11 protein-coding genes are annotated in these 11,748 nt (G+C 26.9%); 1 reads left to right on the plus strand and 10 read right to left on the minus strand.

From position 1 onward, the window contains the following. Positions 1 to 122 precede the first annotated feature (122 nt). The 4 genes from bioA to CSPA_RS24560 form a co-directional block, all read right to left on the minus strand. Positions 123 to 1,463 carry an adenosylmethionine--8-amino-7-oxononanoate transaminase gene (gene bioA / locus CSPA_RS24545; RefSeq protein WP_015395110.1) on the minus strand — a complete coding sequence of 447 codons (1,341 nt, stop codon included), beginning with the start codon at positions 1,461 to 1,463 and terminating at the stop codon, positions 123 to 125. Positions 1,464 to 1,638: 175 nt separating this feature from the next. Then, complete coding sequence (bioD, locus tag CSPA_RS24550; protein WP_015395111.1) at positions 1,639 to 2,319, minus strand: dethiobiotin synthase; 681 nt, start codon at positions 2,317 to 2,319, stop codon at positions 1,639 to 1,641. Further along, the gene (bioB, locus tag CSPA_RS24555; protein ID WP_015395112.1) at positions 2,312 to 3,283 is read right to left on the minus strand and encodes a biotin synthase BioB; all 972 of its coding nucleotides are present in this window, start codon (positions 3,281 to 3,283) and stop codon (positions 2,312 to 2,314) included. Before bioB ends, bioD begins: the two co-directional genes overlap by 8 nt. Before the next feature lie 29 nt (positions 3,284 to 3,312). Continuing rightward, complete coding sequence (locus CSPA_RS24560) at positions 3,313 to 3,897, minus strand: biotin transporter BioY (RefSeq protein WP_015395113.1); 585 nt, start codon at positions 3,895 to 3,897, stop codon at positions 3,313 to 3,315. 715 nt (positions 3,898 to 4,612) lie between these two features. Between CSPA_RS24560 and CSPA_RS24565 the strand changes: the two genes are divergently transcribed. Beyond that, complete coding sequence (locus CSPA_RS24565) at positions 4,613 to 5,827, plus strand: DUF262 domain-containing protein (protein WP_015395114.1); 1,215 nt, start codon at positions 4,613 to 4,615, stop codon at positions 5,825 to 5,827. Positions 5,828 to 5,954: 127 nt separating this feature from the next. Here CSPA_RS24565 and CSPA_RS24570 read toward each other — a convergent pair whose 3' ends face one another. From CSPA_RS24570 to CSPA_RS29855, 6 genes are all read right to left on the minus strand, one after another. Further along, positions 5,955 to 6,203 (minus strand): hypothetical protein, encoded by a 249-nt coding sequence (locus tag CSPA_RS24570; protein WP_015395115.1) that lies wholly within the window; start codon positions 6,201 to 6,203, stop codon positions 5,955 to 5,957. 45 nt (positions 6,204 to 6,248) lie between these two features. Beyond that, positions 6,249 to 7,058: a hypothetical protein gene (locus CSPA_RS24575; protein ID WP_042314885.1), complete on the minus strand. Its 810-nt coding sequence runs from the start codon at positions 7,056 to 7,058 to the stop codon at positions 6,249 to 6,251. A gap of 567 nt (positions 7,059 to 7,625) precedes the next feature. Then, a complete protein-coding gene (locus CSPA_RS24580) occupies positions 7,626 to 8,975 on the minus strand; it encodes a PD-(D/E)XK nuclease domain-containing protein (protein WP_015395117.1) in 1,350 nt (449 codons plus the stop codon). A 158-nt stretch (positions 8,976 to 9,133) separates the two neighbouring features. Continuing rightward, positions 9,134 to 10,723, minus strand: a complete 1,590-nt coding sequence (locus tag CSPA_RS24585; RefSeq protein WP_015395118.1) for a DUF6119 family protein — start codon at positions 10,721 to 10,723, stop codon at positions 9,134 to 9,136. A 102-nt stretch (positions 10,724 to 10,825) separates the two neighbouring features. After that, positions 10,826 to 11,455, minus strand: coding sequence for a hypothetical protein (locus CSPA_RS24590; RefSeq protein ID WP_242832566.1), 630 nt, complete (start codon positions 11,453 to 11,455; stop codon positions 10,826 to 10,828). Between the two features lie 16 nt (positions 11,456 to 11,471). Further along, positions 11,472 to 11,732 carry a recombinase family protein gene (locus tag CSPA_RS29855; protein ID WP_241393439.1) on the minus strand — a complete coding sequence of 87 codons (261 nt, stop codon included), beginning with the start codon at positions 11,730 to 11,732 and terminating at the stop codon, positions 11,472 to 11,474. Between the last annotated feature and the right edge of the window lie 16 nt (positions 11,733 to 11,748).

The following is an 11,748-nucleotide window of genomic DNA, read 5'->3' on the forward strand; positions in this document are numbered from 1 at the left end:
CCTTATAAATAGACCTAGAGTATTTCTTATAACACCTTGTATATAATAAAAATAACCCAAGACAATTAAACATAATTGTCTTGGGTTTCATGGTGGAGGCGATGCGTAACCTTTAAAATCCACTAAAATATTACTTCTTCTATTGCTTCCTTACATATTGAAACTGCTTTATCTATTTCTTCCTCATTAATGATTAATGGAGGATTAAAATATAGCACATTGCCAAGCGGTCTTAGTATTAACCCTTTATTTAATGCCTTTTTATACACTTCATACCCAATCCTAATCTTAGAATCATAACTTTTTTTGTCTTTTTTATTAGTTACAAGTTCCATTGCATTAATTAATCCAATGTGTCTGATTTCACCTATATGTGGATTTTCTATTAAAGCATTATTTAATTTATTATTTAAATATTCTGCTCTTACTTTTGCATTTTCTAAAATTGCTTCTTCCTTTAAAACCTTTTGAACTGCTACAGCTGCAGAACAGCCAAGAGGATTTCCGCTATAAGTATGACTATGCATAAATGCTTTTCCTTTATTGTAATCATCATAAAATGCATTATAGATTTTATCTGTTGTAATTGTTATTGCCATAGGCATATAGCCTCCTGTTAATCCTTTTGATACACACATAATATCAGGACTGACACCTGCATGTTCAAAAGCAAACATTTTTCCTGTCCTTCCAAAGCCAGTGGCAATTTCATCTGCAATAAGAAGAACATTATATTCATCACATAGTTTTCTCAATTTTTTTAAATATACAGGAGGATAAATTCTCATTCCTGCACTACCCTGCAATAGCGGTTCAACAATTATTGCACAGGTCTCTTCACCATACTTTTCAAAAGACTTTTCTGCATTCTCAAAGCATTCTGCATTGCAACATTCTCTGGCTTTACCATAAGGACACCTATAACAATCGGGAACTTCCACATGAATTGTATCCATTAACATTGGTTTATAAATTTTTGCATATAGATCCATACTTCCAACAGATAATGCTCCAATAGTCTCTCCATGATAACCTTCACTTAAACACATAAACTTTGTTTTCTTCTTATTTCCTGTTTGATATTGATACTGAAAACTCATTTTTAAAGCACATTCAACAGACGCAGAACCATTATCAGAAAAATTAAATTTTGTAAGACCTTTTGGAATGATTTTGCTTAACTCTTCACAAAGTTTTATTGCTGGTTCATGAGAAAAATTAGCAAAAATAACATGTTCTAAATTATTAAGCTGATTTTTTATATACTCATTTATTGTCGGATTACAATGTCCAAGCAAATTGCACCACCACGAACTTACTATATCTATATATTCTTTACCATCTTTATCATATAAATAAATACCTTTTCCATGATCAATTATGATAGGCTTCAAATCTTCATAATCTTTCATCTGAGAGCATGGATGCCATATATATTTTAAATCTTTTTCAACTAAACTCATATTCATTCTCTTCTCTCTTTTATTTAACGCATATTCAAAAAATAATAAGTCAGTATTCTAGTCTATTTTCCGTATAAGGAAGCTCGACTCGTATACACTCCCTGAGTAAGTGATCCACACAAAATCATATATTATTTCATCATGGCTTATTATTTTCTTTAATATGCCTAAAAGTTTACTCATATATTTCTAATAATTTATTAATATCAATATTTAATTCTTTATCATTTTCTTTTACTACTCCTATTACCGGGATTTTTGTAATTGCCTCTATCATTTTTTTATTATCTTCATGCAGCAGATTACCTTCATTATAATAATTTAATATAATTCCTTTTACTGATATATTTCTATTCTTTAAATATTCTGCAGTAAGAACCACATGATTAATTGTTCCAAGGCCTGCATCCGCAATAATTAATGTTGAAAGTCCTAATTCTTTTATAATATCTTCAAGCATGATTTTTTTATCATCATACCTTATAGGACATACTATTCCACCACTGCCCTCCATAGTTAAATAATCATACTTTAATAAAGAGTTATTAAAAGCTTCTATAACTTTATTCATATCAACAGGATTTCCTTCTATTTTTGAAGCTAAATGTGGTGATACAGATTCTTTATATACGTATGATACAAGATTGTCCATAGTTTCATTAATATTAGCTATTTTATTTACATAATAAGCATCACCTGGTATAAGTCCATTTTCTGAAATTTCTGCCCCGCTTAATGCTGCTTTATAATAACCTGCATTATATCCTGCATCTCTTAATTTTTTTACTATAAGTGCTGTTACAAAAGTTTTTCCTATATCGGTTCCTGTTGCAGTAATAAAAATCTTCTTACTCATTCCAAAGTTCCACCTCATATCCAAGCTCATTAATCATTTTCATATCTGTTTCTATTGATATTCCAGATGTAGTTAGCATATCTCCTGAAATTGCTGCATTAGCACCTGACAAAAAACATTTTCTACCTTTATCAGACAATAGTCCTCTTCCACCTGCAAGTCTAATTGATGCATTAGGTACTAAAAACCTAAATATTGCAACTATCCTACACATCTCATCATTAGTGAGTTTTTTATTATTTTCATATGGTGTACCTTTAATTGGATTTAACATATTTACAGGAATTGAATGTATACCTAAATTTCTTATGTCAATAACCATTTCAATTCTGTCTTCCATAGTTTCTCCAAGTCCCATAATTCCACCACTGCAGATATTTAACCCAGCACTTTTTGCGTCATTAATTGCATTTATTTTTTCATCATATGTGTGAGTTGTACATACATTTTTAAAATTATTTCTTGAAGTCTCTAAATTGTTATGCACTCTTGTTAATCCTACTTCTTTAAGTTTTTTGTATTGTTCCTTGTTTAAAAGTCCAAATGATCCACAGACAGCTATATTGGTTTCTTTTCTTATCTTTCTTACGCTTTTACATACATTATCCACTTCATCATCATTTAATTTTTTTCCTGAAGTTACAATTGAATATCTAAGTACTCCTCTATCATCGTTATATTTTGCCTGTTTTAAAATTTCCTCCCCATCTAGCAAAGAATATTTCTCAATGTTTGTATTATAAAACGAAGATTGTGCACAAAACTTACAGTTTTCTGAACACTGACCACTTTTCCCATTTATAATTGTACATATATCAAAAATATTACCGCAGTAATGCTTTCTTATTTCATTTGCTGTACTGCATAAATTTTCTAATGGCTCATTAACTAAAAGTAATGCTTCATCTTTTCCTATCATTTGTCCACTTAATACTTTATTTTTTATTTCTTTTAATGTATCCATAATACAATTTTCCTTTCATCATAAAAATTCTATCTAATAAATTTAATTGTAGGAATAAGACGCTTATAAAGAAGTGCACTTAATATACAAAGTAAAATATCTCCTGGAACTGCTAAAATAAAACAATATAAAAACAGTGGCCATACACCTATTGGAGTGTTAATTACAAAATTGCAAATTATATAATAATAAATCATTCCCAGACTATAAACAATGGCTAGTCCAATAAAATTAGCTGTTAAGATCCTTTTATATGTTGGATTAGATTTTTCATTTGCAATTTTTCCAGTAACATAGCTTGCAATCCAAAATCCAATTATATAACCAAACGTTGGTTTAAATATATAACCTAATCCTCCCCCTTCAGTAAATATAGGCAATCCTATAAACCCAAGCAGAATATATATTAAAACACTGTATGCACCCATTTCCCCCCCAAGTAGAAGACCTGCCATCATAGTAAATAAAAACTGAAGCGTAAATGGCAATACTGGTATTGGAATCTTAATAAATGCTCCCACTGCAATTAATGCTGTAAAGAGCCCACATAAAATTAACTGTTTTGTTGTCATCTTTTTTTTATTTCCCACTATGCTTATTTTTTCATTTTCCATTGTTTTCCCTTCCTTTAAAATCCAATATATACCTTCATTCTAGAATTGTCAACCTTATTTTTTTCATCAAGTTTACAATATAGTTTGCAAATATTTATTTAAGATCTAATTAAAATTGTACATTTTATACATAAATTAAAAATAACCCACAAAAATCTAATTTTTAGATTTTTGTGGGTTTCATGGTGGAGGCGAAGCGTGACCTTTCAAATCCACTATTAGTTCTATCCTTTAATTTGTCAACTCTTCTACAAACATATAAAAATAGCCTAAATGTTTTTCTATACTTTAGGCTATTTAGAACACTTATTTATAAATTTAAATTCTAACTCTTAACAAATACTCTTTACATGTAATTAAATTATAATTTTAGAGTGTACTCTAAATAAACATTCTTCTCATCTATCATTTTTTATACTATCTACTTCTTTAATATATTTTATTTTTATTTACATAATTCCACTCTTTTATGCGAACCTTATGTGAATCATACATTTATCGTCCAAGTATTCAAATATATACTTTTTACATTTTCTACTCCTTTATTTGTGTACACTTAAATACCAGTCACTATCACATAATAATTAATTCATAAAATTTCACCTTTTACTATTTTATCCCTAATTTCTATTGACTTCTGTGCAAATTTATATTATCATTTTCATAACGAGACGTTCTCGTTTTAAAAAACGAGAAGTATAAGGAGGTAATATTTATGTATCAAGAAAGTTTATTAACATCTGATATAGATGTTAGTTTAATAAAAAATTGGGAAGTTAATTCTAATACTAGTGACTATAATTTAGATAGAATACGCTACGAAATTGAACTAGGCAATAAAAGTCAAGGCGGTATAAACTTAAAGCCCTTTTATCAAAGAGAATATAAATTCACAAAAAAAGACGAATCATTATTGATTGAATCTCTACTAGGTGGTATACCTATACCTGTTATATACTTAGCCTCTGATACAAGTAAAATACCTCATGTTAGCAATGTAATAGATGGGCAACATCGATTAATGGCTGTATATAGATTTCTGAACAATGAATTTGCTCTTACAGGATTAAATAAATTTACCCAATTAGATGGTCTCTTTTTTAAACAATTGCATCCTACAATTCAAAATAAACTTTTATATCAAATTAGTCTAACTCTTGAATTTATACACGTTCAGGATGATCCTGAATTAGAACTTGAAATATTTACAAGATATAATCAAGGCACTAATCCATTAACTCCGCAGGAAATACGCCATGTTGTCTTTACCTCTATATTCAATGATTGGCTGGTTAATAAACTTGATAATTGGAAAGACCTCAAGTATATGCGAGAAATTTTTAATTTATCTTCTAAAAGATTTAATGATAAGAGTACTCACCAAGAATTCTATGTTCTACTAGGTATATATAAAAACTTAACTGAGCCTAATTACGGAATTAAGCTATCTAAAAATAAAAAAACCCATGTACTACAAGTTGGCATTAATCAAGATTATTATAGCTCTACTTCTTATGTAATAGAATTTATGAGTTATGCTAGAAAGCTTGATGAAATTGAAAGCCAATCACTAATATCTGAATGTGAATCTTTTATTAATAAATTCTCGGCATTTCTTAAAAGTGTATATTATGATACTGGATTGTATTATCCTTTATCAAAAGAAATATTTCAAATTGAGAAAACTAGAAATTATAAAATGCAGACAAGCATATTGATGATTATGACATCTGTTTTTAATTGGATTTTAGAAAATAATATATCATATTTTTCTGAATCTGATAAACTTAAATTAAAAGCAGTTATTTCAAAGGGATTTAATAATAGTGAATTTCCTACTACCACAAGTTCTACTACAGAACCTAAATTCCTTGTTAGAACTATTTCAACAATAATTAACGAAATAGAGTTAGCTTATTCTATAAGATAATTTACTAGAAACATATATAAAAAAAGAAATTGCAAAAGTTATGCAATTTCTTTTTTAATATTAAAATAAATTTTTGACTTCTTCTTAATTTAATGTTTATTCAAAAAAATACTCTTATTCTCTGCCATTAACCTCTTTTCACTAAAAAGTAAGAACCATGTTCAATAATTACTCCATTATCTCTAAACATAGATAATTTTTTCATTGCATAATTTTGAATTTGAATTTCCTCGAGTTTCGAATTTAATTTTTTATAAACTTCTTTGCAAATATCTTCTATTGTAAAATCACTTTCTCTATTTAAAATAGCAGTAAATATTATATAACTTGGACTTTCTATTAATTTTTCTTTCGAAATTTTTTCAAATTTACACATGTAAATCCTCCCCATTATATTATATTTGTTTTATTATATTATATTTTAATTAGTCACATTTTCAAAAAAATTGTTTAATTCAACTGCAATATATCTTGCTAACCTATCTATAAATTCACTATATTTAAATTCCTCTTTCTTCTTTATATATATATGTACTACTGGGAAATTTAATCCATCGCTTTGTAACATACTATGAATATTAGAGACTTCATCTAATATTTTCACATCCCCATCTATAACTATATATGGCATATTTGCTAACCCATAATTGGGTGATTTGAACTCTATAAAATAATGTTCTACTTTATCTTTGCACTCCGTGGTAAAAAAGTCATTTATAATTTCTTGCATTATACTATTAAAATCGCACACATCAGCAAAAAATGCTTCTATTAACATCTTAACATTAAACAAAAAAGAACCTTTTTTCATGTTGTCTTTATCTTTACATTTTTCTTCTATGTTACATACTAAATGATTAAAATAACTATTCAAACCTATACCATATTCTTTTAATTTTTTAAAATCAATATGTATGTTTTCTACTATCTTTTTATCCATTCTTATAAAATGATTTGCATCTTTAACTATTGAATAAAATTGTTTTTTATTAGAAAGTAACTCTTCTAATTCATATTTTAACTTATTTTCAGTTTTATAACCTTCTAAATAAAAATATTGTTTCATTATTGATAATAACCATCCATCATCCCATTGTATTAATGCATTAAAATATTCTCTATTTGAAATAGTGATTTTTAATGGTTTCCATAATCCTGAAATATCATTCGCCAGTCTATAATCTCCAGCTGGAACAATCGTTTCTTTTTTACGACTTCTTAAATAATTCATTATCATTTCATATATGCTATCTTGTAATAAATGATCAGTCTTTATTACTCTATTTTAATATATCAATTCCCTTATTAATATATAACACAACCATAACACAACATGGGTAAAATTTTATATAATAATACACAATCAAATAAAATTAAGAAACCTTCATACCTAGTAAAATAAAGCCTTCAAAAGCACTATAATATATGTTAAAATTCAAATCCAAGAACTCCAGGAACTTCAGAATTTTAAAAACAGTAATTGTTATTTTATGTATATTGTGCATTATCATCTAATTTAAATTCATTATTGGTGGCGCTACCCCGTAACAACAAAAAAACACGACCACCTGTAAGCAGCTATTTAAGCCACATATTACTGATATCTTTTATTTTATGTACTCTTAATAGAATTAGCAATTTTGTTCTTTCGATGAACTTCTAAATTTTTATTATTCTAGTAATCAATGCTGTTATCAAATAAGTTAGTATAAATCGTTATATTTTTTATTCGTTAATATATTGCTAAGTGTAATATCCCTAATATTATCCTCACATATACTTCAGAAAATTGAGATAATTATAATCCTTTAGGAATTACTTTGGTAATAATCTCCAAATAATTGTTATTAAAACTCAAATCATTTTCTAACCCATTAGGATTTTCTATAATATATTCTGGATCATATATAAAACAATATAATTTCTTACAGTCAGGATGAGTTTTATATCTCTCAATATCTATTATCAATTGATCTCCAATTTCTTTTGCTCCAAGACCTATTCTTGTTTTTTTAACCTCTATTACTGTACTTTCCCTCTTAAGTAAAAAATCAACTCTTGAACTTTTTCCAGCGTAACTTGGAGTATATTCCTCTACTCTAATATCATCATAAGCCAATTTTAAAAATGCATGTAATAAGTCTTGTACATCATATTCATCCCTAATATTAAATTTATCTCTTGAAGAATATCTATTTTTCATTTGATTTGCTGCAATATGAAATCTAGACATTATTCTATCTAATGTTAAATCAACTTCATTATACGAATAGATCTTATTGGTATCTATATTTTTTATTTCTGAATTATTATTTTTTTGATTATTTAACAATTTATTTTTTTTCAAATCAACTAATGGTATTTTTATTCCATCTCCTGCACTAATTAAAGAAAGTAAACATTCTCCCATATACCATTTTAATTCAGTATAATTATCACTTGATAATCTCGTTTTTATCCATTGTATTCCACTTTCAACAATTGGATCTTCCCTTCCACATACAGCACCTATTGCTTGTACTGCTAAAGCTGTATTTATTTCTTGCTTATAATCGCATTTTATACATCCATTTATTCCAAATCCCTCTTTTAGATCATTCGCATATCTTTGTAGTAACTCTTCATAATCATAATAATTATATTCAAATAATGATAATATACCTATTGCATTTTCTACATACTCTTTTGGATTATAATTTTCAATAAAATATTTAACTGCAAGTTTTGTATATTCTGATTTTGGTTCTATCTCTATTAAAACTCTCATCGGTCCAACATGATCATAATTATTACTATGAATATATCCACTTAGTCTTTGTTCATTCTTTATGAATTCATCGAAAGCATCTTGGAAAAATTCATATCTTCCTAATCCCATTTTACTTAGATAATACAACTTATGAGAATCCTCAAATAACCATGTAATATTATATGCATCCATCTTTTTAACTTCCTCTATAAAGTCATCGGTAATATTATTTTCTAATTCAAACATAATATAAAATTCCTCAACATAACCAAGAATTATATCTATGTCCTGTTTATTTCTACTTTCTTTTATAACATTTTTTAATTCTTGTTCAAGGTATTTCACTGCATTTTTTAATTCAAAACCGCAATACTCGATATTTTTAAAAAAATTATTCAAAACTATACTCCTCTACTAAAAAGTCTTATACTATATTATTTATTATTGATTTTCTAAATTTATTTTTAATATAAGAAACCTTTAATACTTATACTTTAAAATGTTTAGTTATTTATACCATCTTGAAAATCCTCTAAATATTTTAAAATCACTCAATTCTACACTTCTTTAATCACAGGAATTTTAAATAGTCTTACATCCATTCCCAATTCTCTAATTCTTTTGACATGTTGTAATAAGTTTACCTTACTAAAAAAAGGAATAATGTTTCTAATGTCTCCCTCTTTACTAGTAGAAATTGCATAAACTACAATTGATTTATCAAATGGGAAATTATCAATACTATAAGATTTATCACTAAATTTATTCTTAATATGCTTTATAAGCTCTCCCCTATACTCTGGAATATTTTTTAGTAAATCCATTGAAACTGACCCTTGTGAAAAAAGATGACTTAAAGTAGCAGATGAAGTATCTTTTTTTACACAAACAAAATGATTTTCTCTCGAAAATAAATCACAAATTTCTATCTTACTTCTAGAATTTGGCACTTGAAAATTCTTTTTATCCATTAGTATAAAAAAATCATTACGCTGCCTTTCATTATAAACTCCCTCACTCTCACCTTCTTTAATAGGTTCTAAAAAGCTCCCTTCTATTAATTTTATTTGATTTACACTTTCCTGGATCATATTGTAGTAATTATCCTCAATGTAATACCAATTGTTCAATGTAAATATATATAATTTACCATCATAATTGATTTCACACACGATAAATTCTTTTATACTTACAGACGTGGTAATAGGATTTCCGAATTCATCCAAGCCTATTACCTTTATCTTTTCATAATTATTAATATGGAAATTGTCCAGAAAATCATATAATTTTAGTATATCTAATTCTTCAATTTCTTTTATTTTAGAGTTATATACTATTCTAAAACTATTGCATCTTTCATATTCAATCATATCTGGATATGTTAACACTATATCCTCTTCTCTTTTCTCTATTTTTTTCCATATCGTTTGGAATAATGTATTTTTTATTTCTTTATTCTTTATTAATGTCATATTATCAACAAAATCAAATTCATCTTTATAATCTTTACTAAAATATAGATCTAATAAACTACTACATTTCTCACCTAACTGTACAAATGTAGTATCGCTGTCTAAACTTAATGATGATGTTCCCCTTAAGTTTTTACCAATCTCCTCTATCTTACTTTTTCCTGACACTAAATTAATAATATCTTGTTGAAAGTCAAAATCAAATTCCCCTATTCTACTCCCCTTATTAATATGAATTCTTTTTTGTCTAGTCTTAGTGTCAATGTTTCTTACATCTAAAGCTTTTAATTCCAATGGATTGACACAGTTTAACGTTACCTTTAATCCAAAATCATTTTCTAATTTATCCTTATTAATTCCTGTAAACCCCATGCCTCCAGTAATCCCAAAGAAATATGCATCATTATCTTTATAAATCTTTATTAAAATTATAAATGAATTAACTGTATTTTTTAATTTTTCTTTATCTACAATTTCAACATCATTCTCAAGAAATTTTAGCCATTTTTGTTCTCTAGTTTTATTTCTTTGAATATACACTTTAGTTTCAAAATTTAAATTTTCATTTAGTATATTTAATTCTTCATAATTATTCTCACTATTAACTTTTTTATCAATTATAATCTCTTTAAAATCTTCTACTGTATTCTTAAATAAATAATATGATAATTTCACCCAATCTCACCTTCCCTTATATTCCATCTTATATAATAATTATACAGCAAAATACTATTTTTAAAAAAACTATTTTGTATTAATTGATAAATTTCATTTTTATTATGACACTCTTATATAAAAGCTCTGACTATATCTATCATACAAATCATACCTGCTGATTTCACTTACAACTTTAACTCCTTGGCTGTTTTTGAGCAAAGAAAAAGACACATTGAAGATAACTTCAATGTGTTCTTTATACACTATAACTTCTTTTACAAAGTCTCTTATGAACTTTTTGCATTCAGGAACATTCCTGCTAATTACATAGCCACTAAAATTGCTTAACAGACTTCTTACATCTGTTTCTGTTACTAATTGATTAATATCCTTAGCTTCAATTTCTGACAGCTTAGCTTCTAATTCACTCTTACAATTCTTAAGCTCATCCATTTTAGCTTTAAATTCTTCTTGAACAAATCCGTTTGTTATAGCAGTTACTATATTACTAATTTGCCCTTCAACTTCATCTATTTGTTTTACTAATACTAACTTCTTTTCATCATCAACTTTATTTTGCTTTTGAAGGTTCTTATTAATACCTTCTGCTATATAAATTATTGCCCTATCATTAAATGTTTTTCTTTCTAATTCAGACAATACATATTCTTCAATATACTCCTTACATATTTCTTTATTGTCACAAACCTTAGAGCTTGTCTTTTGTCTAAATGAGCATCTATAAGACACATACATAGGCTTATTTTTAGCATGTCCACGATTTCCTTAATAAGCATCCACAGCGTATTAATCCGGTGAGTAAATAATTTTCCTTTGCCTTATTAGTTCCTGGTTTCTTTCTACGCATTTTTAGAATTTCTTCAAAGTCTTCCTTAGAAACTATTGCTGGTATGCCACCTTCTATTCTTATTATTTCACTTTCATCTTTATAGGCGTGCGATTTTTTTCCCGAAAGCATACTTCTTCGCTGTTTTATTGTAAGTATACACTCCAGTATATTTTTCATTAGTTAATATGCTATG

The organism is Clostridium saccharoperbutylacetonicum N1-4(HMT), assembly GCF_000340885.1.
Lineage (GTDB): Bacteria > Bacillota > Clostridia > Clostridiales > Clostridiaceae > Clostridium > Clostridium saccharoperbutylacetonicum.